The following is a 22,505-nucleotide window of genomic DNA, read 5'->3' on the forward strand; positions in this document are numbered from 1 at the left end:
GAGCTACCTCGCCGGCCTCCACCTTCGAGGCGCGATGATCTGGATCAAGGACCTCACCAGAATCGCCACTTGATCACGACCAAATACGCGCCCTAGTGCCGCGTCAGGCAACCTTCGCCCGTCGCGACTCCCGGCACGCCCTCTCGCCGCACCGGCCGAAAACCCAAGTACATCCAGTACGAGGGCTTCCGGCCGGCACGCCGATAGCACGCACCGGACGCCGCTCCTTCACGGCAAAGGTTGCCTGACGCGGCACTAGCCGGAGGACCACCGACCGGCCCCCGTGCTTCCCCGTTTCCGCCACGGCGGAATGCCGCCCCGTTCAGCCCTCGCCGATCCCGTGGAACGGCACCCCGAGCGCGGCGGCGGCCTGTCGGCCCAGCCACTCGGCGGCGGCCTCGGCGGCCTCGGCGGGCGCCCCGTCGGCGACCGGTTCGCCGGGGCGCAGGTAGCGGGCAGCGGTGGCGGCGTCCACGGCGGTCAGCACCCGGCTGCCGTCCGCGCTCTCCAGCAGCAGTTCGACGCCCGCCCCGGCCCGGGCCGCCCGGACGGCGAGGACGGGGGCGTCCGCCCCGGCGACCCGCCCGGTGAGCGCCTCGGCGTCCGCGAGGGGGTCGGGCGGGGCGGGCAGCAGGCGCCAGTAGAGGATCTCCCGGCCCAGCACGAGGCCGATGCCGTCCGCCGCCCCGCGCAGCAGCCGGAGCGCCGGGACGTACCGCTCCAGGGCCAGTTCCGCGTCGATCCGCTCGCGCACCTCGGCGGGCAGCGCCTCCCAGCAGGCAGCCGCCTTCCCCTCCGTCACGACCGCCCCACCCCCGCCGTCGCCGCCGTCCCCGTCATCGCCACCGCCCGCGCGGGGCGTCGTCGTCGGGCTCGTCGGGGCCGGCGAAGTGGAACGGGAGGCCGAGCGCGGCGGCGAGTTCGCGGCCGATCCGGTCGGCGGCGGCGGCGACGGTGCTGCCGTGGTGGCGGGCGGTGCCGGCGTCCACCGCGGTCAGCACGTGGTCGCCGCGCTCGCCGACCGCGAGCAGCAGGACGTGCCGGTCGCGGACGGTGTCGCCCGCCCAGACGGCTTCGACGGCGAGCAGGCGGTCGCCGGTCGCGGTGGCCCGGCGGACGAGTTCCGCGGTGTCCTGCGGCGGCGCGGCGGGCGGGCCGACCCGGGCGACGCGGGCGGAGAGGATCGCCATGCCCTGGTGGATGCCGACCCCGGCGCGCCGGTCGCCCCGGTCGACGTCCAGCAGCAGCTTGACCGCCTGGACGTTCCGGCCCGCCCGCACCTCCCCGTCCACCCGCTCGCGGGTCTCGGCGGGCAGCGCGTCCCACCAGGCGAGCGCCTGTTCGTCCGTCATGCCGGTCATCGGGCGAACGCTCCCGGGCGTCTTCCGCACGGGAGCCCGGCGCGCGCCCCGCCGGACGCCGCGCCGCGCGTCCCGCTCACACCACCCGCCCGTTCAGCACCACGTGTGCGGGCGCGGCCAGCACCCGCAGGTCGGCGCGCGGGTCGGCCGGGTAGACGACGAGGTCGGCGGGGGCGCCCTCGGTGAGGCCGGGGCGGCCGAGCCAGGCACGGGCGGACCAGGTGGTGGCGGCGAGGGCCTCGACGGGGGTGAGTCCGGCCCTGGTGAGTTCGAAGGTCTCCTCGGCGACCAGGCCGTGGGCGAGCGAGCCGCCGGCGTCGGTGCCGACGTAGATCGGGATGCCCGCGTCGTGCGCGGCGCCGACGGTGTCGTAGCGGCGGGCGTGCAGCCGGCGCATGTGGGCGGACCAGGTGGGGAACTTGGCCTCGCCGCCGTCGGCGAGGCGGGGGAAGGTGGCGATGTTGACCAGGGTGGGGACGATCGCGACGCCGCGTTCGGCGAAGGCGGGGATCAGGTCCTCGGTGAGGCCGGTGGCGTGTTCGACGCAGTCGATGCCGGCGGCCAGCAGGTCGGGCAGCGACTCGGTGGCGAAGCAGTGCGCGGTGACCCGGGCGCCCTCGGCGTGGGCGGCGGCGATCGCTTCGGCGAGGGCGTCGCCGGGCCAGCAGGCGGTGAGGTCGCCGACGCCGCGGTCGATCCAGTCGCCGACCAGCTTGACCCAGCCGTCGCCGCGCCGGGCCTCGGCGGCGACGTAGGCGGCGAGGTCGCCGGGTTCGATCTCGTGGGCGTAGTTGCGGATGTAGCGGCGGGTGCGGGCGATGTGCCGACCGGCCCGGATGATCTTCGGGAGGTCGTCGCGGTCGTCGATCCAGCGGGTGTCGGCGGCGGATCCGGCGTCCCGGATCAGCAGGGTGCCGGCCTCCCGGTCGGTGAGCGCCTGCTTCTCGCTGGTGTCGCGGTCGACGGCGCCGTGCGCGTCCAGGCCGACGTGGCAGTGGGCGTCGACCAGGCCGGGCAGGGCCCAGCCGGTGAGGGTGGCGGCGGGTTCGGCGGCGGGGCGTTCGAAGGTCACCCGCCCGTCCACGGACCAGAGTTCGTCCCGGACGTCGTCGGGGCCGACCAGGACCCGGCCCTTGATGTGCAGCACCACGCGGTCTGTCATGCGTGGCACTGTACTCGGCGCCACCCGCCGGACCGGGGGCGTTCTGGGGCAGACTGTTCGACGGCCACCCTCCGCCCGCCGGCCCGCCGGCGCCCCGCCGTACCGAAAGGCCCTCCCGCATGCTGCTCGACCTTCCCCCGATGACCACCGACCGGTTCGCCGCGATCGAGGACGGGGTGGCGGCGCTGCTGCGCACCCGCAACGACGTGATCGTCACCCAGGGCGAGGCGCTGCTGCCGCTGGAGGCGGCGATCAAGGGCGCGGCGCACCCGGGTTCGACCGCGCTGAACGTCGTCACCGGCCCGTACGGGCAGACCTTCGGCGGCTGGCTGCGCGACGCGGGGGCGAAGGTGGTCGACCTGGCGGTGCCGTACGACTCGGCGGTCGGCGCCGTCCAGGTCGCGGCGGCGCTGAACGAGCACCCGGAGATCGACTTCGTCTCGCTGGTGCACGCCGAGGCGGCGACCGGCAACACCAACCCGGTCGCGGAGATCGCCGACGTGGTGCGGCAGCACGGCGCGCTGCTGATGCTGGACGCGGTGGCCTCGGTGGCCGCCGAACCGCTGCTCACCGACGAGTGGGGCGTCGACCTGTGCGTGATCGGCGGCCAGAAGGCGATGGGCGGCCCGGCGGGCGTCTCGGCGGTGTCGGTGAGCGAGCGCGCCTGGCAGCGGATCGCCGCGAACCCGGCCGCGCCGCGCCGCTCCTACCTCTCCCTGCTGGACTGGAAGGAGCGCTGGACGGACGCCGGGCGCACCCAACTGCCGCACGCTCCGGCCCAGTTGGAGATGCTCGCGCTGGAGGAGTGCCTGGCCGCGATCGAGGCCGAGACGCTGGACGCGGTGATCGCCCGGCACCGCGCCGCAGCCGCCGCCACCCGCGCGGGCGCCCTCGCCCTGGGCACCCTCACCCCCTACGTCCGGCTCCCCGAGCACGCCGCCCCGGTCGCCACCACCCTGCGCACCGCCGAGGGCTTCAACGCCGCCGACCTGGCCGCCGAACTCCGCCGCCACGCCCCGCAGTTGCCCGTCCAGGCCGGCGGCGGCCCGCTCGCCACCACCATGCTCCGCCTCAACCACTACGGCCCGGCCGCCACCCCGGAAACCGTCATCGCCACCCTGGAACTCCTCGCCCAGGCCACCGACACCCCGGCCGCCCCGGCGGTCACCGCGGCCACCGAGGCGTGGGAGCAGGCGATCTGACGGTCCGTCAGTAGTTGAGCCAGGACACCGGCAGCTGCTCGCACAGCTCGTCGAGCACTTCTCCGCTGACCGCCCGCATCGCCGTCCAGGAGCCGCCCTGGACGACCAGCAGGGCGTCCGGGCGGGCGAAGAGGTGGGTGTCGACGCCGGGTTCGTACAGCTGCGGCAGGGCGGTCCAGTCGGTGAGGTCGGCGGGGTCGACCTCACCGGCGTCGGTGTACGCCTCCTGGTCGAGCAGCGGTTCGGTGAGGACGACGGCCAGGAGCTCGACGGAGAGCCTGGCCGTCCAGGGGGTGGTCTCCGGGTCGGCGGCGTCCGGCCAGACGGCGGTCGGCGGGTCGTCCTGGTCGAGGGCGGCGAGCGGGACGCCCCAGTAGGCGCAGCCCTGGTTCTCCACCCGGTAGACCAGGTGGTCCCGCTCGACGTGGAGCTCCTCGGGCGGCAGCAGGGTGTCGTGGTTGCTGGTGAGGTCGGGGCGGTTGCCGATCAACAGGTGGGCCTCGCGCAGGGCGGCGGGCAGGCGCAGGCCCAACCTGGTTTCGGCGGCGTCGAGTTCGGCGTCGGTGCGGCCGTCGCCGGGTTGCAGCGGGGCGTTCCAGAAGGCGGCGAGGTCGGCGATCAGCCGCCAGGCGGCGGTGCGGTCGGTGAGCGCGGCGGGCAGGTCGCGGGGGAGGTCGAGCGTCATGCGGGCAGGGTAGCCACGGGTGCGGACAGGGTTCGGCCGCCGGTGGCCCGCCGTTCACCGGGCGGGCGGGCGGTGGTCGTCCGGGCGGTCTTGGCTGGGCAGCCCCCGCGAAGTTGGCTGTACAACTGGAGGCTGATCCGATGTCCGTGCCCCATCCGTACTGGCTGCGCGACAACTGCCCGTGCGCCGACTGCCGCGATCCGCGCGGCGGGCAGAAGCTGTTCCGGATCGGCGACCTGCCGGACGGCCTGACCGCCGTCGAGACGGCCGAGGACGCCGCCGGCCTGACGGTGCGCTGGTCCGACGGCCACCGCTCGCACTACCCGGCCGGGTGGGACGCGCCCGCCGGGCCGGACGAGCGCACCGAGCACGCCAAACGGCTCTGGCAGGCCGCCGACTTCGCCCGTGGCCTGCCCGAGGCCGACTGGGCGGCGTACCTGGCCGACCCGGAGGAGCGGACGGCGGTGCTGGCGGCCGTCCTGCGCTCCGGTTTCGCGCTACTCCGGGGCGTCCCGGCCGAGGAGCGCCGAGTACTGCGGGTGGCACGGAGTTTCGGGTACGTCCGGGAGACCAACTACGGCGAGCTGTTCGACGTCCGGGTGGAGCCCGACCCGGCGAACCTGGCCTTCACCAGCGCCGCCATCGCCCCGCACACCGACAACCCGTACCGCGACCCGGTGCCCACCCTGCAACTGCTGCACTGCCTGCGCAACGACTGCGCGGGCGGCGACTCCGGGCTGGTGGACGGCTTCCGGGCGGCCGCACTGCTGCGCGAGCAGGACCCGGCCGCCTTCGCGGTGCTGGCCCGCACGCCGGTGCCGTTCCGCTACCGCGACCGGGGCACCGAACTCACCGCCGAGCGGCCGCTGATCGGCCTCGACCCGCGCGGCGCGATCCGCGAGGTCCGGTTCAACGACCGCTCCACCCGCACCGCCGCGCTGTCCGCCCTGGACCCGGCCGAACTGGACGCCTTCTACGCCGCGTACCGCCGCTTCGCCGCGATCGTCCTGCGCCCGGAGCTGCGGCTGGACTTCCGGCTCGCCCCCGGCGACTGCCTGGTCCTCGACAACACCCGGCTGCTGCACGCCCGCACCGCCTTCGAGCCCGGCGACGGCACCGGCGGCCACCGCCACCTGCAGGGCTGCTACGCCGACCTGGACTCGCTCTCCTCCACCCTCGCCGTGCTGCGCCGCGGCACCGCCGTCCTGGACGAACTGGAGGCGCTGTTCGAGGGCGAGGGCTCCGGCGAGTACCTGGGCGAGGCCGTCACGCTGGCCGCCCACATGCTGCAGGCCGCCGCCCTGGCCCGCGCGGCGGGCGCCCCGCCCGCCCTGGTGGCCGCCGCCCTGCTGCACGACATCGGCCACTTCCGGGGCAGCGGGCGGGAGTTGATGGCGGGCACCGACAACCGCCACGGCGAGAGCGCGGCCGCCCGGCTGGCCCCGTACTTCCCACCCGCCGTCACCGAGCCGGTCCGCCTGCACGTCGAGGCCAAGCGCTACCTGTGCACCGCCGAGCCCGGCTACGCCGACCGCCTCTCCCCCGCCTCGGTCCACACCCTGGCCGTCCAGGGCGGCCCGATGACCCCGGACGAGGCGGCCGCCTTCGCCGCCCACCCGTTCGGCGCCGACGCGGTCACCGTCCGCCGCTGGGACGAGGCCGCCAAGGACCCGTCCGCACCGATCCCGTCGTTCGCCGAATTCCGGCCGCTGCTCATGGAGTCGATGCACCAGTCGGCCTTCGCCCCACCGCGGCGCTAGCCGGCCTTCGGCGACAGCTCGAACCAGATCTTCCGGCCGAGGAAACGGTGCTCGGCCCCCCACCGGTCGGCGAGCCTGTCCAGCAGCAGCAGGCCCCGGCCGGCCCCCTCCTCCGCGAGCGGGTCGACGGTCCGCAGGACGGGGAGTTCGCGGTGGTCGTCGGTGATCTCGACCAGCAGCCGGTCGGTCCACAGCAGGCGCAGCCCGATCACCTCCTGCGCCGTCGCCACCGCGTCGGTGACCAGCTCGCTCACCAGCAGCGCGGCGGTACCGGCGACGGACTCCAGCCCCCAGGAGGCGAGCCGCCGCTGCACCAGCCGCCGGAGCAGCGGCACCTCCACCGGCCGGGGCAGCATCTCGTAGCGTTCCTCCTTCACCTGCGGGGCGCCGTCGAACGCGGCGATCAGCACGGCGAGGTCGTCCCGGTGCTCGACCGCGCCGGGCGCCTCGAAGGCGAAGTCGAGCAGCTGCCGGGGCGGCCAGCCGGTCCCGGTCAACCCGGCGCAGTGGGCGGCCAGTTCGACCTGGCGCCCGGTGCAGAGCACCAGCGCGGAGCCGTCCGGCACCTCGATGGTGCGGGCGGTGAACGGGACGCCGCCGACGCCGATCGGGGCGCCGGTGGGCAGGTCCACCTCGGCGGATCCGCCACCGGGGTGCAGCAGGACGGGCGGCAGGTGGCCGGCCGTGGCGAGTTCGCAGGTCCGGGCGACCGGGTCGTAGACGGCGTACAGGCAGGTGGCGAGATGGTCGTCGCCCAGGCGCCGGGCCAGGTCGTCCAGGTACCGCAACAGCCGGGCGGGGGGCACGTCCAGCAGGGTGAAGGCCTGCACCCCCGCCCGGAGCCGGCTCATCGCCTGGACGGCGGGCAGGCCGTGGCCGAGCACGGCGCCGACCACCAGGGCGGTCCGGTTACCGTGCAGCGGGATCGCGTCGACCCAGTCGCCGCCCGCCCCGTCCCGGTGGCTGCCCGGCCGGAAGCGGTGTGCCAGCCGGACCCAGGGCGTGTCCGGCAGGGTGTCGGGGATCATCGACCGCTGGAGCGCCCGGGCCAGCCGGGCCTCCGCCCGGTGCAGCCGGGCGCTGTCCAGCAGCAGCGCCCCGCGCTCCGCCAGTCCGGCCAGCAGTTCGGCCTCGGCCCGCCCGTACGCCGTCCGCGCCCCGCCGCCGCCCGTGCCGCCGAACAGCCGGAGCACGCCGAACACCTCGCCCCGGACGGCCAGCGGCAGTGCCAGCACCGGGCCTTCGGGCGTTTCGGCGTGCACCGGCACGCCCTCCCGGAGGATCCGCTCGGCCTGTGCGCGGGGAACCACGGCCCGGTCGCGGCCGTCCCCCACGCCCCCGGCCGCCCCGGCCGTGCCGAGCCGGCGCAGGACGACCCCGTCGGGGGTCCAGGCGTCGGGGACGCCGTCCTCCTCGACGAACGCCGCCCGCACCTCGACGGCGGCCGCGGCGGCCCAGCCGGGGACGAACACCGCGCACAGCTCGGCGGCGGTGGCCTCCGGGTCGGCCCCGGTGCCGACCGTCCGGCCGAACTCCCGGGCGAGCACCGCCGCGGGCGACTCCAGCTCGGCCCGGTAGTCGAACTCGCGTTCGTGGCGGGCGCGTTGGGTGGCGAGGGCGGCTTCCGCGGCGAGCAGCCTGGCCTCCAGCCGGACGCACTGCTCCTCCGCGTCGTGGCGCAGCGCCTGGGCCCGGCCGAGTTCGGCCCGCAACAGGTCCAACTCCTGTTTCAGTTCGCGCAGTTCCTCGCGCGCGTAGGCGGCCCCGGCAGCGTCCGGGCGGCGGTCGAGAGCGCCGGGCCCGGTCTCGTAGCGGGCGGCGGCCCGGTCGGCCTCCAGCTGCCGGTAGCGCTGTTCGGCCTGCGCGGCCTGCGCCTCGGTGGCCTCCAGCGAGCGCAGCAGGTGCCGCTCCCTGACGTCCGCCAGCCGGAGTTCGCGCTCGGCCGCGCCGAGCCGGTCGCGCAGTTCCTCCACCTCGTGCCGGGCCGCGTTGCGCACCCGCAACGCGGCCATCCGCAGCCGGTGGGCGTGCTCCCGGACGTCCGGCGCGACCGACTGCCCAGTGGTCGCGGCGACTTCGCGCAGCAGCTCGTCGACGAAGTCCTTCGGGGCGATCCGGGCCCCGCTCAGGTAGCGCGAGACGCTGCCCTTGTCCCGGTTGCAACGGGCGGCGTAGCGGGTGAGCGAGACGCCGAGGGCCCGGAAGAGCTGATCCAGGAAGGCGGTCAGGGCCGCCACCTCGGGCTCTCCGCCCGGCAGTTCGAGTGTCATCGGCGGCCCTTTCCGTTGCCGGGCATCGGCAATCCGTTGCGTCTGGCGCAACGCCCGGCCCGTCTCGAAGAGTAGGAGAAATCCGCAACAACCCGCAGCGAAAGGCCACTTGATGTTCCCTGAAGCCGTCCGCGCCCTGGCCGCCTGTCAGCGCGCGGTCATCGTCGCCCTGGCCCTGCTCCCCGTCGTCCTGGCGACGGCGGCCTGCGTCCCCGCGGTCCTGCTGCTGCCCGCCTTCCCGGGCGGGGTCCGCCGACTGACTTCCCTGCTGGGTGAGTTGAGGCGCTGGACGGAGACGGTGCTGTCCCGGGCCTGAAGCCTTCCGGAGCATTCGCGTCGCGCGCGGCGGGAATCGTCGGACGAACCGTAGCCCGGCAGCGCCGCCGTCAGGTCGATCTCGACCGGCGCCGTCATCCGCCCCTCCGGTGGGAGCCGTCAGTCGTCGTCCCGGGCGTGCCGCGAAAGGGCGGACGAGGCCAGCGAGTTGTGGATGGAGAAGGCGACGGTGCCGGGCAGGTAGCGGTCCTGGGACCACTCGACGGGGGTGCCGGTGGGGTCGGTGGTGCGGCGCTTCTCGCGCAGCAGCGGGCTGCCCCGGCGGCAGGTGAGCAGGCGGGCGTCGTCGGCGTTGGCGGCGACCACGTCGATGGTGTGGTCGGCGTCGGTGAACAGGATGCCGTGCTCGCGCAGGGGTTCGGTGTGCGAGACCACGTCGGGCGGCAGCTGGGCGACCAACTCGCCGACCCGGGGCGGGTAGACGGTGCGCTCGACCATCACCGGGGTGCCGGAGAGGGTGCGCAGCCGCAGCGTCACGTAGACCTCGGTGCCGGGTTCCAGGCGCAGCTGCTCGCGTTCGGCGGCGTCGGCGGGGCGGCGGATCAGCGATTCGAGCCGGCCGCCGGGCTCCTCGCCCATCGAGCGGGCCCAGTGGGTGAAGGAGAGCAGTTCGGAGAAGGACTGGACGCGGGCGCTGCCGAGGACGACCCGGCGGGTGCCGCGCCGGGAGGTGACCAGCCCGTCGGCGCGCAGCATGGCCAGGGCCTGCCGGACGGTGCCGCGGGAGACGCCGTACTGCTCGGCGAGGGCGCCCTCCGCCGGCAGCCGCCCGGCCTCGCCGAACGAGCCGGAGGTGATCGCTTCGCGCAGGTCGGCGGCCACCTTGCGGTAGAGCGAGCCGGCGGCGCGGTCCTGGTCGAGTGCCACGTGCGTCGAGTTCCCTTGGCTGGTAAGGAGATTGGGCCGTGCCCTGCGCGTGACCGCGCGTACACCACTGACTGTAGCCGCTGCCCGCGGCGGCCCCGGACCCGGGCGCGACCGCTCCCGCGACCGTTCCCGCAGCCGACCCCCGGCCTGGGCCGTCCGTTCACCTTCCCGTCACCGCCCTCGGGCGTACTTGCTCCTGGCGCCGGAAGTTGGCTGGCCAACTTGGCCGGACAACCGGCCGCGCCGCGCACCGAACACCCGCGCGGCACCGCGCGCCCCCCTCGTGATCTCTGCAGCTCCACTTCCTCCAGGAGACCCTCCCGTGACCGTGCACCGCCACCGCGCCGCCGCCCTCGCGGCCGTGCTGACCGCTGCCGCGCTCTCCCTCACCGCCTGCGGCTCCGCCGGCTCGTCCGCCGGGTCCGGCGAGGTCGCCAAGGCCGGCGGCGGCACGGTGAACGCGAGGACCGCGACCTCGCTGGCCGACTTCGGCGGCATGGACGGCCTGGTGGCCGCCGCGAAGAAGGAGGGCAAGCTGCACGTCATCACCCTCCCGCGCGACTGGGCCAACTACGGCAAGCTGATGGACGACTTCAAGGCGAAGTACGGCATCGAGATCGAGGACGAGAACCCGGACGGCTCCAGCCAGGACGAGATCAACGCGGTCAAGTCCCGCAAGGGCCAGGACCGCGCCCCCGACACCCTCGACCTGGGCTCGGCGTTCGCGCTCTCCGCCGCCAAGGAGGGCATCCTCGCCCCCTACAAGGTGGCCGGCTTCGACAAGATCCCCGCCACCATGAAGGACGCGGACGGCCTGCGGGTCAACGACTACGGCGGCTACGTCTCGATCGGCTGCGACGCCAAGAAGGTCGCCACCTGCCCGAAGACCTTCGCCGACCTGCTCAAGCCCGAGTACAAGGGCCAGGTCGCGCTGAACGGCAACCCGACCAAGTCCGGTTCGGCGTTCGGCGGCGTGTACGCGGCCGCGCTGGCCAACGGCGGCTCGCTGGACGACATCCAGCCCGGCATCGACTTCTTCGCCAAGCTGAAGCAGTCCGGCAACTTCAACCCGGTCGAGTCCACCCCGGCCACCATCGAGAAGGGCGAGACCCCGATCTCGATCGACTGGTCGTACCTGAACGCGGGCTACACCGACGAGTTCAAGGGCAAGGGCATCGACTGGCAGGTCGCCGTCCCGTCCGACGGCTCCTACGCCCAGTACTACAACCAGGCGATCAACAAGGACGCCCCGCACCCGGCGGCCGCCCGCCTGTGGATGGAGTACCTGTACTCGGCCGAGGGCCAGAACGGCTTCCTGGGCGGCTACGCCACCCCGGCGCTGTTCGACGCGATGAAGGCCGACGGCACCCTGGACGCCACCGCCGCGGCCAAGCTGCCCACCGTCGAGAAGCCGTTCACCACCTTCCCGAGCTCGGAGCAGGTCGACGCGGCCAAGAAGGTCCTGACCGACAACTGGGCCAAGGCCATCGCGGGCTGATCACCGACATGACCACGGCCCCCACCCCGGTGCCGGCCCCGGCCGCCGCTGACCCCAGCGGCGGCCCGGGCGCCCCCGGCACCGCCACCGCCTCCCCCGCCCCGCGCCCCGCCCGCCGCCGCCCGCGCGGCGGCGCCTGGCTGGCCACCGTGCCGCTGCTGGCCTTCTTCCTGGTCGGCTTCGGCCTGCCCGCCGTCGCCATCGTCACCGGCGCGTTCACCGTCTCCAGCGACGCTGAGACCGGCGCCGGCTCCTTCACCACCGCCAACCTGACCGACTCGGTGCAGGGGGCGTACTGGACGGCGCTGCTCTCCAGCGTGAAGCTGTCCGCGCTGACCGCGCTGGTCGGCACCGTGCTCGGCGTCCCGATCGCCCAGGCCGTGCTGACCTCCCGGTTCCGGCTGCTGCGCGAGGCGGTGCTGACCGCCTCCGGCGTGCTCGCCAACTTCGGCGGCCTGCCGCTGGCGTTCGCCTTCGTCGCGACCCTCGGCAACGCGGGCGAGGTGACGAAGGTGTTCCACCTGACCGACCACGGCTGGTCGCTGTACAGCTTCACCGGCCTGGCCGTCACCTACCTGTACTTCCTGGTGCCGCTGATGGTGCTCACCATCACCCCGGCCCTGGAGGGCCTGCGGGTGCAGTGGCGCGAGGCCGCCCGGAACAACCGGGCCACCGCCCTGCAGTACTGGCGGCACGTGGCGCTGCCGATCCTGTTCCCCTCGCTGCTCGGCGGCTTCGTGCTGCTGTTCGGCTCGGCGTTCGCCGCGTACGCCACCGCCGCCGCGATGGTCGGCGCGACCGTCCCGCTGATCAGCCGGCAGATCGCCGACGCGCTGTCCGGCAACGTGCTGGTCGGCCAGGGCAACCTGGCGCTGGCGCTCAGCCTCGACATGATCGTCGTCGCCGCCCTGGTGATGGCCGTCTACCTGCCCCTCCAGCGCCGGAGTGCCCGATGGCTCAGCTGACCTCCCGCCCCCGGCTGTGGCGCGCCGCCGTCCTGCTGCCGGCCGGCCTGTACTTCCTGGTCCCGATGGCGGCCTCGGTCTGGTTCTCGATCGACGACGCCGACGGCCTCTCCTTCGACGCCTACACCGGCCTGCTCTCCGCCCCCGGCTTCACCGACAGCCTGGTGCTCACCCTGGAGCTCGCCGCCGTCACCGTCGTGGTGCTGCTGCTCCTGCTGGTGCCCGCGATGATCGCGGTCCGGATCGGCGCGCCGAAACTGCGCCCGGTGCTCGAAGTGGTCTGCACCCTCCCGTTGGTGGTGCCGCCGGTCGCGCTGACCGCCGGCCTGATCGGCGTGCTGCGCTGGGGCCCCGACCACCTGATGGACACCCCGTTCTTCCAGACCTTCGTGTTCGTCCAGCAGCCGGAGTTCCCGCTCGTCCTGGTCGTCGCGTACGTCCTGATGGCCCTGCCGCTCGCCCACCGCGCCCTGGACTCCGGGCTGCGCGCCGTGGACGTGCGCACCCTGGTCGAGGCCGCCCGCAACTGCGGGGCCTCCTGGCCGCGGGCCGTCCTCTCGGTGATCGTGCCGAACCTGCGCGGCGCCCTGCTGAACGCCGCCTTCCTCACCCTGGCGCTGGTGCTGGGCGAGTTCACCACCGCCTCGATCCTCGGCTACCAGCCCTTCGCGGTGTGGATCTACTCGGTCGGCAACAGCCGGGGGCAGATGTCCGTCGCGGTGTCCGTGCTCAGCCTGCTGATCACCTGGGTGCTGCTGCTCCTGCTGGCCGCCGCCGGCCGCGAGCGCCGCCACAAGACCGCCACCCCCTGACCCGCCCCGGAGACCGCCACCCATGAGCACCGCCACCGTCCCCCTCGCCAAGGACGCCGCCACCGGCAGCGCCACCGTCGAATTCCGTTCGCTGCGACGGCAGTTCGGCACCACCACCGCCCTGGACGGCCTCGACCTGACCGTCCGCCCCGGCGAACTGCTCGCCCTGCTCGGCCCGTCCGGCTGCGGCAAGACCACCGCGCTGCGGATCCTGGCCGGCTTCGAGACGCACGACTCCGGCGAGGTGCTGGTCGACGGCGAGGACATCACCCGGATCCCCGCGCACCGCCGCGACGCCGGCATGGTCTTCCAGTCCTACAGCCTCTTCCCGCACCTCACCGCCGCCGACAACGTCGCCTTCGGCCTGCGGATGCGCGGCGTCGGCAAGGCCGAACGGCAGCGCCGCGCCCAGGAGTTGCTGGAACTCGTCGGCCTCCCGCAGCGCGCCGCGCACTACCCGCACCAGATGTCCGGCGGCCAGCAGCAGCGGATCGCGCTGGCCCGCGCGCTCGCCCTGCAGCCGCGCGTCCTGCTGCTCGACGAACCGCTCTCCGCCCTGGACGCGAAAGTCCGGCTCGCGCTGCGCGAGGAGATCCGCCGCCTCCAGCAGGAACTCGGCATCACCACCCTGTTCGTCACCCACGACCAGGAGGAGGCCCTCTCGATGGCCGACCGGGTCGCCGTCCTGCGCGCCGGCCGCCTCGAACAGTGCGCCGCCCCTTCGGAGTTGTACGCCCGGCCGGCCACCGCGTTCGTCGCCGAGTTCGTCGGCACCATGAGCCGCGTGCCGTGCTCGCGCACCGCCGACGGCGGGGTCGAGGTGCTCGGCCGCCGCCACCCCGTGGACGGCCACCTCCCCGCCGACGGCGACCTGCACGTCCTGGTCCGCCCCGAGCACGTCGCACTCACCCCCGCCGAGGACGGCACCGCGCTGGTCGTCGCCGCCTCCTTCCTCGGCGCCGTCACCCGGCTCACCGTCCGCCTCCCCGACGGCACCGAGCTCAAGTCCGACCTCCCCACCGAAGCCGCCGCCACCCTCCCCCTCGGCTCCCGCGCCGCCCTCACCCTCCCGGACCGCCCGGTCCTGGTCGACCGGGCCTGAGAACGGCGGAGGGGGACGAACCAGGGGCTCGGGGAACGGCGAGTCCGTGCTGCTGACGGCCGGAGCCCATCGAAGGTCCGTGCTGCTGCGTGTAGTAAACAGAACCAGAAGCCCACGCGCTGGGCGCCAGTGAACCGCCAACAGCCACGGCCTCGCCGTTCCCCGAGCCCCTGGCGGTGCTCTCCCTTCCCCCTACGTCAAGAGGTACCGCCATGCCCGCAGCGCCCCGCCCCGCCGCCGTCCTGTTCGACATGGACGGCACCCTGGTCGACACCGAGCACCTGTGGTGGCAGGCCGCGGCCGAACTCGCCGCCGAACTGGACCTGACGCTCACCGACGCCGACCTGCCGGACGTCCTCGGCCGGGCCGTCGAGCACACCGCCGCCCACCTGCACCGCAGCAGCCGCACCTCGCGGCCGGAGGCCGACCTGGTGGAGCACCTGAACGAGACCTTCGCCGCGAAGGTCGGGGCGCAGATCGTCCCGCGTCCCGGCGCCCTCGCGCTGCTGGCCGCGCTGCGCGCCGCCGGCGTTCCGACCGCCCTGGTCTCGGCGTCCCCCCGCCGGGTGGTCGACCTCGTCCTGGCCGCCCTGGCCCCGCACCGGTTCGCCACCACCCTCGCCGCCGAGGACACCCCGCGCACCAAGCCCGCCCCGGACCCGTACCTGGCCGCCGCCGAGCGGCTGGGTCTGGCCCCGGCGGCGTGCGTGGCCGTCGAGGACACCCCGACCGGGGTGGCCTCCGCCCGGGCCGCGGGCTGCCCGGTGCTGGCGGTGCCGTCCGCCGTGCCGATCCCGGCCGTCGCGGGCACCACCGTGCTGGACAGCCTGGAGCGGGCCGACCTCCCCTTCCTGGCCGCCCTCGCCGCGTCCTGATGCCGTACCTCCTGCTCGCCCTGGCGATCGCCGGTGAGGTCTGCGCGACCAGCCTGCTCAAGCTCACCGACGGCTTCTCCCGGCTGTGGCCGAGCCTGGCCGTCGCGGTCGGCTACGCGCTGTCCTTCGCCCTGCTGGGGCGGGCGCTCAAGCACATCCCGGTCTCGGTGGCGTACGCGGTCTGGTCGGGCGCGGGCACGGCCGCCGTCGCGGCGATCGGCGCGTCCTGCTTCGGCGAGTCGCTGGGCCGCCTCCAGTGGTGCGGCCTCGCGCTGGTGATCGCCGGCGTGGTGCTGCTCAACCTGCGCTCCGGCCACTGACGGCCCCGGCCGGCCGGAACCCGGTTGACCCGGTGCTTCCGGTCCGCGACGATCCCGACATGCCGATCGACACCGTCCTGGCCCGGGCCGAGGCCGACCTCGCCGCGGGCCGGGTGCCGCTGGCCCGCCAGCGGCTGCGCAGCCTGATCGGCACCCACCCGACCGACCTGACGGCCCGCCACCGCTTGGCCGCCGTCTACCGCCTGTACGGGGACGCGGCCGAGGCGGGCCGCTGGAACTACCTGGACGAGTCCGCCGACCCGGCCGAGACCGCGGCCTTCGAGGCCCGGTACGCCGACCCGCTGCGCCGGATGCGGGCGCTGCGCTGGCACCACCCGGAGTCGCGGGCCGCCACCGCGACGGCCCGGGCCCGGCTGGCCGCGCTGCGCGAGGCGGCCTCCGCGGCCTGCGGCCGGCCGCTGACCTGGGCGGGCCGGGACGACTCCCCGGACACCGTCGCCGAGGACGGGGACGGGGGCGAGGGCGAGGACGACGCCTGGTTCCTGGTCATCCTGGCCGCCGTCCTGCTGCTGGTACTCGCGCTGTCCGTGGTCGGCCTGGTCACCGTCCTCGGCTGGATCTGCTGACCCCGGCCGCCCGGCCCGGATTCCGTTTGACGCCCGCTCCGCCGAACGGCGACGATCCGGGGCCATGAGCGTCGAATCCACCCTGGCCAAGGCCGAGGCCGAACTGCGGGAGGGCCGGGGCCGCCAGGCCCGGCTGCGCCTGCTCGGGCTGGTCTCCAGCTACCCGACCGACCTGGCGATCCGTCACCGGCTGGCCGACGCCTACACCTACGCCTCGTGGGCGGAGCGGGGCCGCTGGGACTACCTGGACGAGGCGCTCACCCCGGCCACCCTCGCCTGCTTCGAGGACCGCCACCCCGCCCCGGCCCACCGCCTGAAACTGCTCCGCTGGCCCGACCCGGCGCACAACCCGCCGTCCACCCCGCTGGCCCGCCAGCGCCTCGCCGCGCTGCACCACCAGGCCACCGGCACCGCCCCCGACTGGCCCGACCACCCCGAGGACGCCGCGACCACCGAGACCCCCGCCCCGCCCCTCCCGCCACCGCCGCCCGCACCGCCGCGCTACATGCCCCCCGGCAGCGGCCCGGAGCCCTCCGCCGCCGTGGCCGCCTTCGACCTCACCATGGCGCTGATCGTCGTGGTGATCGGGCTGATGGGCCTCCTCAGCCTGGTCGTCTGATCCCCCGCCCGCCGAGCAGCGGCCCGAACTCCTCACCCCAAGAAGCTACTTGAGGGATCCCCGGAGCGCGTCCACCCGGTTCGCGGAGGCGGTGAAGTCCGCCCGGTCGAGCTCCCCGGAGCCGAGCGCGGAGCTGAGCGCGGCGGCGGCCGCGTCGCCCTGGGCGACGTCCCGGCCGGAGCAGAGCAGCAGGTCGACGCCGGCGTGGGCGACGGCCAGGGCGCGCTTCGCGGTGCCGCCGACCGGGTCGAGGGCCTTGGCCTCGATCGCGTCGGTGATGGTGACGCCGTCGTAGTTGAGCCGGCCGCGCAGCTCGTCGCGGACGACGGTGCCGGACATCCCGGCGGGGGCGTCGGGGTCGAGCGCGGGGTAGACCGCCCAGGAGAACATCACCAGCTTGACGCCGGCGGCGATCGCGTCCCGGTAGGGGCGTTCGTCCACGCTGCGCAGCTGGTTGAGCGAGACGTTCAGGGTGACGGCCTGCTCGTCGGTGTTGGCGCCGGCGGGGGCGCTGCCGAGGCCGGGGAAGTGCTTGGCGGTGGCGGCGACCCCGGCGCCCTGCTGGGCCTTGAGGAAGGCGGAGCCGAGCCTGCCGACCACGGCGGGGTCGGTGCTGTAGGAGCGCTGCGCGGAGTCGGCGAAGTCGCCGGGGGTGCGGTAGACGTCCAGGACGGGCGCCAGGTTGAGGTTGAGGCCGTACTGGCTGAGCGCGGCGGCGGCCTCGCCGCCGGTGCGGGTGGCGGCGGCGACCGGGTCGGCGGAGCGGCCGACGTCCTTGGCGGACTGCGCGGGCCCGCCGGGCACCCGCCGGACGAGTCCGCCCTCCTGGTCGGTCATCAGCAGCAGCGGGTGCGGGTCGGGGCTCTGCCCGGCCGCTTCCCGCAGGCGGTCGACGGCGGTGCGCAGCGCGGTCGCGTCGGTGCCCACGTTCTCCGCGAAGAAGATCACTCCGGCGACCCGGCCCTCGCGGACCCGCTGGAGCAGCGTGTCGGGGACGGTGGTGCCGGGGTACGAGTAGACGATCCGCTGCCCGGCGAGCCGCGCGTCGCTGACCCCGCCGGTGGGCGTGGCGCTGGACGGCTCGGGCGTGGGCGTCGGGCTCGGGGTCGGCGTGGGCGTGGGCGTGGGGCTGGGCGTCGGGGACGGGCTGGGCGTCGGCGTGGGGCTCGGCGCTGGGGACGAGGAGGTGCCGGACGGGGCGCTGCCGCCGTTGCCGGAGGAGCCGCAGCCGGTGAGCAGCGTCAGGCCGAGGGTGAGCACTCCGAGCGAACGCAGTGACCGCAACATGCCATCAGATAAGCACGCAAAAGCGGCGCGAACCAGTACCGCACGGCCCCGGGGCGTCGCCGGGGCCGTGCGGCGGCCGGACCGACGGGCCGTCAGCGGGCGGCCAGCAGCCCGGGCAGTTCGGCGACCGAGGCCAGCACGTGGGTGGCGCCGTCCGCCCGCAGCCGGGCCTCGTCGTGCGCACCGGTGAGCACCCCGGCCACCACCGAGGCGCCGGCCCGGACACCGGTGAGCATGTCGTAGCCGGTGTCCCCCGCCACCGCGACCTGCCGCACCGAGTCGGTGCCGGTGCGCAGCAGCGCGGTGAGCGCCAGGTCGGGGTACGGGCGGCCGCGGCCGGCGTCCGCCGGGCAGAGCGTCAGGTCGGCGACCTCCCGCCAGCCCAGCGCGTCCAGGATCCGGTCCTGCGTGCTGCGGGAGAACCCGGTGGTGAGCACCACCTTCCGCCCCTGCCCGCGCAGTTCGGCGATCGCCTCGGCCGCGCCCGGCAGCGCCTCGCAGCGCCCCTGGTCGACCAGGCCCTCGTACGCCGCCTCGAACACCAGGTTGGCCCCCTGCGCCCGGTCCTCGTCCCCGAACAGGTGCCGGAACACCGAGATCTTCGACTCCCCCATGGTGGCCCGCACGTGCGCCAGCATCGCGGCGTGCTCGGCGCTCCCGGTCTCCACCCCCTGCGAACGCGCGGCGGCGGCGAAGGCCAGCTCCACCAGCCCGTCGTCGACGACCGTGGTGCCCGCCATGTCGAGCACCACCAGGGTCACATCGTGCGTGGTCATGTCTTCAGCCTCTGTGTAGGGGAACGGGCCCAGGGGCCCGGGGAACGGCGGGTCCGAGCTGCTGCCGGCCGGATCCCACCGGAAAGTCCGTGCTGCCGCGTGCCCTTGGGCCCGGCTCACAGCCCCGCCGCGTCCGCCGTGTCGGCGGCTATCGCCGGCGAGCAGGTCATCCCGCGCCCGCCCGGCCCGGTCACCAGCCAGGCGCCGTCGGTGAGCCGCTGCCGGTGCACGACCAGCGACGGGTCGGTGCACTGGGCGTAGACCCCGGCCCAGCGGCGGCGGATCCGGGGCAGCGGGCGGCCGAGCAGGCCCCGGGCGACGTCGGCGAGGTGGTCGTACGGGTCCTCGACCACGTCGAAGCCGAACGGCTGGTCGTACTCGTGGGTGTCGCCGACGGTGAGCCCGCCGTCCCGCCGCTGCACCATGAGCAGCTGCATCCGGTGCTCCGCGGCGACGGCCGGTTGCGGCTGTCCGGCGCGCAGGGCGTCCAGCTCGGGGCCGGCGAAGGCCGGGTAGTAGCGGAAGGAGTCGCCGTCGGCGACGGAGGTGGTGAGGGTCTCGCCGAGCGGGTCGGTCTGCATCATCTGGAGGCGGACCCGGCGCACCGGCAGCTCGGGGGCGAGTTCGCGGACGAGTCCGCCGAGCCAGGCGCCGGTGCACAGCAGGACGAGGTCGCCCTCGTGCAGCTGCCCGTGGTCGTCGCGGACGGCGCGCTCGCCGACCAGCTCGCGGACCTCGCGTCCGGGCCGGAAGACGTAGCGGCCGGTGGCCTCCAGCGCGGCGCGCAGCGCGGGTTGGGCGGTGCGGGGTTCGACGGCGGCGTCCCGGGCGCAGTGCAGGCCGGCCAGGTACTCGCCGCGCAGCGCGGGGTTGAGGGCGCGGACCTCGGCGGGGTCGAGCAGCCGGTAGCCGCGGGCCCCGGCGTCGGGGAGCTTCAGCGCGGCTTCGGCGACGGCGAGTTCGGCGGGGGTGCGGGCCAGGGTGAGCGAGCCGTTGGGCCGGAACCACAGGCCGGGGACGCGGGCGCCGATCTCCTCCCACAGTTCGCGGGCGCGCAGCGCGGTGTCCAGTTCCGCCCCGGCGGCGCGGCCGCTGACCCAGACCAGGCCGAAGTTGCGGACGGAGGCGCCGCGGGCCTCGCTCTCGCGTTCCAGGTGGACGACCTCGTGGCCGCGTTCGACGGCCTGCCAGGCGTGCATGGTGCCCAGCACGCCCGCTCCTACGACGATGACTCTCATGCGGACAGGCTGGGGCGCCGAGGTGGCCGCCAGTCGTCGGACTCCCGTCGCGGACGTGAACCGCCCGCAAGAGTTGTCCATACAACCTGGCCACCTCGCCCCCGCCCGGCCCGCCTCAGCGCAGGACGCGCGCGTGCAGGTACTCGCGCCGCCCGAACCGCGGCTCGTCCACGGCGGTCAGCTCCTCCACCTGGAAGCGGTACAGCGCGGCCGCGCCCCGGCCCTCCAGGAACTGGGCGGCCACCTCGGGGTCGGCGGCGAACTCCGGGTAGCGGCCGCGGTACGCCGCCAGCGCCGCCTCGGCCTGCCGGCCCCAGGCTTCGCCCGCACCGCCGGTGAGCTGGACGCCGCGCAGCTGCTCGCCGAACGCGGGCGGCGGCAGGTGGACGGTGGCGGCGGCCCTGGCCTCCTCGGCCAGGTGCAGGCTGTGCCGGGTGGAGCGCTCGCTGACGAAGTACAGCACCAGGTCGGAGTCGAAGGCGTAGAAGGCCAGGTTGGCGTGCGGCCCGCGCTCGTGGCCGGCGGTGGCCAGGCTGAGCACCGTGCTGTCCGCGAGCAGGCCCTCCACCCCCTTCCCGAGCTCGTCCGCGGGCCAGTTCCCCTGGATGACGTCGAGTCGGTACGGCATGGCGCGTCCCTCCGCGGAGCTGCAGGAAAAAGCGAGCCGGGCGGGGGTCACCCCTGCCCGGCTCACATGCTCCCCCCGCCCGGCGCGGCCGCACAAGGGGCCGGTCCGCCCTACTCGCTCAGGCCGTTCCGGCCCCCAGCACGGGGCCCAGCGGCCCGGTGCGCAGCCGGTCGACCAGGGGCGCGGCCCGGCCGGCCAGCGCCGCCAGCGGGAGCGCCACCAGGACGCCGACCAGGGCGGCGACCACCACGTCGTGCGGGTAGTGCGCGCCGACCCAGACCCGGGAGGCGCCCATCAGCACGGCGGCCAGCAGCGCGATCCAGCCGATCCGGCGGTCGGCGTACCAGAGCGCGGCGGCGGCGGCGAAGGCGGCCACCGTGTGGTTGCTGGGGAACGACCAGTCACCGGGCGGCGGGCAGGCTTCCAGCGGCACCGTGGCGGGGAGCTGCTGGCACGGCCTGACCTCCTCGACCAGCGACTTGAGCACCGAGTTGACCAGGTACGCGACCACCACGACCAGCGGCGAGGCCAGCACCCGGGCCATCACCACCGAATCGGCGGCCCGGGCCCGCCACCAGGCCCACAGCATCAGCAGCGCGAACACCGCGAGGCCGAGGGCGGACCACTGCTTGACGAGCTCGTCGAACCAGTGCGGTGCGGACGCGGCCCACCCGGTGACCCGGGTGTAGAGGCCGCCGTCGATGCCGCTGCCGTCGTAGGCGAGCAGGCGGGCGGGGGGATGAACATTCGGGATCACAGGGACAACATGTACCAGAACGGGCGAGGTGAACGGTTCACTCGCGGCTCCGGAGGACGGGATCAGGGGCAAGGTTGGCGGACCTCCCGTTACGTTGGGGGGCGTCCACGCGGGGACGCACCCCAACGTCTACAGTGCTGTAGACGTCGACAGGACTGTAGACGAATCCCGGAGGTTCGCGCGACATGACGGACACGCCCGCCCGTCGGCCCGCGGGGGAACTGGAAGCCCAGGTCCTGGCCGCCCTCTGGGCCGCCGCCGGCCCGCTCACCCCCCAGCAGGTCCAGCAGGCCATCACCGCCGACCTGGCCCGCACCACGGTCGCCACCATCCTGGCCAGGCTGCACGAGAAGGGCACCGTCGCCCGCACCAAGACCGGCCGCGCCTTCGCCTACACCCCGACCGTCCAGGACGCCGACGGCCTCGCCGCCCGCCGGATGCGCACCGAACTCGAACGCGGCCGCGACCGCTCCACCGTGCTCGCCCGCTTCGTCTCCGACCTCTCCGACGAGGACGAGCGCCTGCTGCGCGACCTGCTCGGGGAGCAACCGTGACGATCGCCGTCTGGGCCCCGCTGCTGCTGCCCCTGCTGGCCGCCCCGCTCGCCCGCCGGCTCGCCGAGCAGCTCGCCCCGCGCGCCGCCGCCCTCACCCTGGCCGCCACCGCCGTCGCCCTCGGCACCGCCACCCTGGCCTCGCTCGGCCTGCTCACCGTCACCGGCCTGCTCCACCTGCCCTACGGCGCCGCCCTGGCCCACCTCTCCCCCGCGCACTGGCACCCCGGCGAACTCTCCGACCTGGAATGGGTGCCCGCCGCCGCCGTCGCCGCGACCGCCCTGCTCGCCACCACCGCGCTGGCCGCCCGCACCGCCCGCCACCAGTACGCCGACCTGCGCCGCGCCCGCGCCGCCACCGGCGACGCCCCGGCCGGCCTGCGCGCGCTGGTCCGCCGCCCCGGCCCGGCCGTCCCCGCCCTCACCGTCCTCACCGACGACCGCGCCGACGCCTACGCCCTCCCCGGCCGCCCGCCCCGGATCGTCACCACCACCGGCATGCTCGCCGCCCTCACCGGCCCCGAACGCACCGCCCTGCTCGCCCACGAACGCGCCCACCTGGCCGGCCGCCACCACCTCCTGCTGGCCGCCGCCGAGTACGCCGCCGCCTGCCACCCCGCCCTGCGACCGCTGCGCCCCGCCCTCGGCTACCACCTGGAGCGCTGGGCCGACGAGTGCGCCGCCGCCGAGGTCGGCGACCGCGCCCTGACCGCCCGCGCGATCGGCCGCGCCGCCCTGGCCACCGCCCGCACCCCCGCCGCCCCCCGCCCCCGCCCCGCCCCCGCCGCCACCACCGGCCCCGTCCCCCGCCGCGACCGCGCCGTGCTCACCGCCCCCGCCCTCGG

The 22,505-nt window shown here is 75.4% G+C and carries 24 protein-coding genes; 13 read left to right on the forward strand and 11 right to left on the reverse strand.

Annotated elements, in window-relative coordinates:
- Positions 1-322 precede the first annotated feature (322 nt).
- From ABD345_RS36930 to ABD345_RS36940, 3 genes are all read right to left on the reverse strand, one after another.
- Positions 323-802 (reverse strand): hypothetical protein, encoded by a 480-nt coding sequence (locus ABD345_RS36930; RefSeq protein WP_344558786.1) that lies wholly within the window; start codon positions 800-802, stop codon positions 323-325.
- Positions 803-836: 34 nt separating this feature from the next.
- On the reverse strand, positions 837-1,361 hold the full coding sequence (locus ABD345_RS36935) for a hypothetical protein (protein ID WP_344558788.1): 525 nt from the start codon (positions 1,359-1,361) through the stop codon (positions 837-839).
- A 76-nt stretch (positions 1,362-1,437) separates the two neighbouring features.
- Positions 1,438-2,523 carry an amidohydrolase family protein gene (locus ABD345_RS36940; protein WP_344558789.1) on the reverse strand — a complete coding sequence of 362 codons (1,086 nt, stop codon included), beginning with the start codon at positions 2,521-2,523 and terminating at the stop codon, positions 1,438-1,440.
- Between the two features lie 119 nt (positions 2,524-2,642).
- On the opposite strand from ABD345_RS36940, the gene ABD345_RS36945 reads away from it, so the two are divergent.
- Positions 2,643-3,725: a pyridoxal-phosphate-dependent aminotransferase family protein gene (locus tag ABD345_RS36945; protein ID WP_344558790.1), complete on the forward strand. Its 1,083-nt coding sequence runs from the start codon at positions 2,643-2,645 to the stop codon at positions 3,723-3,725.
- Between the two features lie 7 nt (positions 3,726-3,732).
- Here the strand turns inward: ABD345_RS36945 and ABD345_RS36950 are convergent, their stop codons facing one another.
- Positions 3,733-4,410 (reverse strand): SMI1/KNR4 family protein, encoded by a 678-nt coding sequence (locus tag ABD345_RS36950; RefSeq protein WP_344558791.1) that lies wholly within the window; start codon positions 4,408-4,410, stop codon positions 3,733-3,735.
- A gap of 140 nt (positions 4,411-4,550) precedes the next feature.
- On the opposite strand from ABD345_RS36950, the gene tmpA reads away from it, so the two are divergent.
- Positions 4,551-6,170 (forward strand): 2-trimethylaminoethylphosphonate dioxygenase, encoded by a 1,620-nt coding sequence (gene tmpA, locus ABD345_RS36955; RefSeq protein ID WP_344558792.1) that lies wholly within the window; start codon positions 4,551-4,553, stop codon positions 6,168-6,170.
- Here the strand turns inward: tmpA and ABD345_RS36960 are convergent.
- Entirely contained in the window at positions 6,167-8,440 is a 2,274-nt protein-coding gene (locus tag ABD345_RS36960; protein WP_344558793.1) for a PP2C family protein-serine/threonine phosphatase, read from the reverse strand. The two genes, tmpA and ABD345_RS36960, sit on opposite strands and share 4 nt — an antisense overlap.
- A gap of 112 nt (positions 8,441-8,552) precedes the next feature.
- Here ABD345_RS36960 and ABD345_RS36965 point away from each other — a divergent pair, with 112 nt between their 5' ends.
- Entirely contained in the window at positions 8,553-8,756 is a 204-nt protein-coding gene (locus ABD345_RS36965; protein ID WP_344558794.1) for a hypothetical protein, read from the forward strand.
- A gap of 119 nt (positions 8,757-8,875) precedes the next feature.
- Here the strand turns inward: ABD345_RS36965 and ABD345_RS36970 are convergent, their stop codons facing one another.
- Positions 8,876-9,643 carry a GntR family transcriptional regulator gene (locus tag ABD345_RS36970; protein WP_344558795.1) on the reverse strand — a complete coding sequence of 256 codons (768 nt, stop codon included), beginning with the start codon at positions 9,641-9,643 and terminating at the stop codon, positions 8,876-8,878.
- Between the two features lie 322 nt (positions 9,644-9,965).
- Between ABD345_RS36970 and ABD345_RS36975 the strand changes: the two genes are divergently transcribed.
- From ABD345_RS36975 to ABD345_RS37010, 8 genes are all read left to right on the forward strand, one after another.
- Complete coding sequence (locus tag ABD345_RS36975) at positions 9,966-11,141, forward strand: ABC transporter substrate-binding protein (RefSeq protein ID WP_344558796.1); 1,176 nt, start codon at positions 9,966-9,968, stop codon at positions 11,139-11,141.
- Between the two features lie 8 nt (positions 11,142-11,149).
- Entirely contained in the window at positions 11,150-12,106 is a 957-nt protein-coding gene (locus tag ABD345_RS36980; protein WP_344558797.1) for an ABC transporter permease, read from the forward strand.
- Entirely contained in the window at positions 12,094-12,918 is an 825-nt protein-coding gene (locus ABD345_RS36985) for an ABC transporter permease (protein ID WP_344558798.1), read from the forward strand. The genes ABD345_RS36980 and ABD345_RS36985 overlap by 13 nt, the downstream gene beginning before the upstream one ends.
- Positions 12,919-12,940: 22 nt before the next feature.
- Positions 12,941-14,020, forward strand: a complete 1,080-nt coding sequence (locus ABD345_RS36990; protein WP_344558802.1) for an ABC transporter ATP-binding protein — start codon at positions 12,941-12,943, stop codon at positions 14,018-14,020.
- A gap of 212 nt (positions 14,021-14,232) precedes the next feature.
- The gene (locus ABD345_RS36995) at positions 14,233-14,895 is read left to right on the forward strand and encodes an HAD family hydrolase (RefSeq protein WP_344558804.1); all 663 of its coding nucleotides are present in this window, start codon (positions 14,233-14,235) and stop codon (positions 14,893-14,895) included.
- On the forward strand, positions 14,895-15,215 hold the full coding sequence (locus ABD345_RS37000; RefSeq protein ID WP_344558806.1) for a DMT family transporter: 321 nt from the start codon (positions 14,895-14,897) through the stop codon (positions 15,213-15,215). The genes ABD345_RS36995 and ABD345_RS37000 overlap by 1 nt, the downstream gene beginning before the upstream one ends.
- 59 nt (positions 15,216-15,274) lie before the next feature.
- On the forward strand, positions 15,275-15,802 hold the full coding sequence (locus ABD345_RS37005) for a DUF6584 family protein (protein ID WP_344558808.1): 528 nt from the start codon (positions 15,275-15,277) through the stop codon (positions 15,800-15,802).
- Positions 15,803-15,866: 64 nt separating this feature from the next.
- Positions 15,867-16,421 carry a DUF6584 family protein gene (locus ABD345_RS37010; RefSeq protein WP_344558810.1) on the forward strand — a complete coding sequence of 185 codons (555 nt, stop codon included), beginning with the start codon at positions 15,867-15,869 and terminating at the stop codon, positions 16,419-16,421.
- 45 nt (positions 16,422-16,466) lie between these two features.
- On the opposite strand, the gene ABD345_RS37015 is transcribed toward ABD345_RS37010, so the two are convergent.
- The 5 genes from ABD345_RS37015 to ABD345_RS37035 form a co-directional block, all read right to left on the reverse strand.
- Positions 16,467-17,708 carry a glycoside hydrolase family 3 N-terminal domain-containing protein gene (locus ABD345_RS37015; protein ID WP_344558812.1) on the reverse strand — a complete coding sequence of 414 codons (1,242 nt, stop codon included), beginning with the start codon at positions 17,706-17,708 and terminating at the stop codon, positions 16,467-16,469.
- Positions 17,709-17,800: 92 nt separating this feature from the next.
- Positions 17,801-18,484, reverse strand: a complete 684-nt coding sequence (locus ABD345_RS37020; RefSeq protein WP_344558814.1) for a phosphonatase-like hydrolase — start codon at positions 18,482-18,484, stop codon at positions 17,801-17,803.
- A gap of 116 nt (positions 18,485-18,600) precedes the next feature.
- Positions 18,601-19,722, reverse strand: a complete 1,122-nt coding sequence (locus ABD345_RS37025; protein ID WP_344558816.1) for a TIGR03364 family FAD-dependent oxidoreductase — start codon at positions 19,720-19,722, stop codon at positions 18,601-18,603.
- Positions 19,723-19,837: 115 nt separating this feature from the next.
- Positions 19,838-20,350: a pyridoxamine 5'-phosphate oxidase family protein gene (locus ABD345_RS37030; RefSeq protein WP_344558818.1), complete on the reverse strand. Its 513-nt coding sequence runs from the start codon at positions 20,348-20,350 to the stop codon at positions 19,838-19,840.
- Between the two features lie 118 nt (positions 20,351-20,468).
- Positions 20,469-21,107: a phosphatase PAP2 family protein gene (locus ABD345_RS37035; RefSeq protein ID WP_344558820.1), complete on the reverse strand. Its 639-nt coding sequence runs from the start codon at positions 21,105-21,107 to the stop codon at positions 20,469-20,471.
- Positions 21,108-21,292: 185 nt separating this feature from the next.
- Here ABD345_RS37035 and ABD345_RS37040 point away from each other — a divergent pair, with 185 nt between their 5' ends.
- Together ABD345_RS37040 and ABD345_RS37045 are read left to right on the forward strand one after the other, a co-directional pair.
- Positions 21,293-21,661, forward strand: a complete 369-nt coding sequence (locus ABD345_RS37040) for a BlaI/MecI/CopY family transcriptional regulator (RefSeq protein WP_344558822.1) — start codon at positions 21,293-21,295, stop codon at positions 21,659-21,661.
- A partial coding sequence (locus ABD345_RS37045; protein ID WP_344558824.1) for a M56 family metallopeptidase occupies positions 21,658-22,505 on the forward strand: 848 nt, incomplete at its 3' end. The genes ABD345_RS37040 and ABD345_RS37045, both read left to right, overlap by 4 nt.

The organism is Kitasatospora saccharophila (assembly GCF_039529925.1).
GTDB lineage: Bacteria > Actinomycetota > Actinomycetes > Streptomycetales > Streptomycetaceae > Kitasatospora > Kitasatospora saccharophila.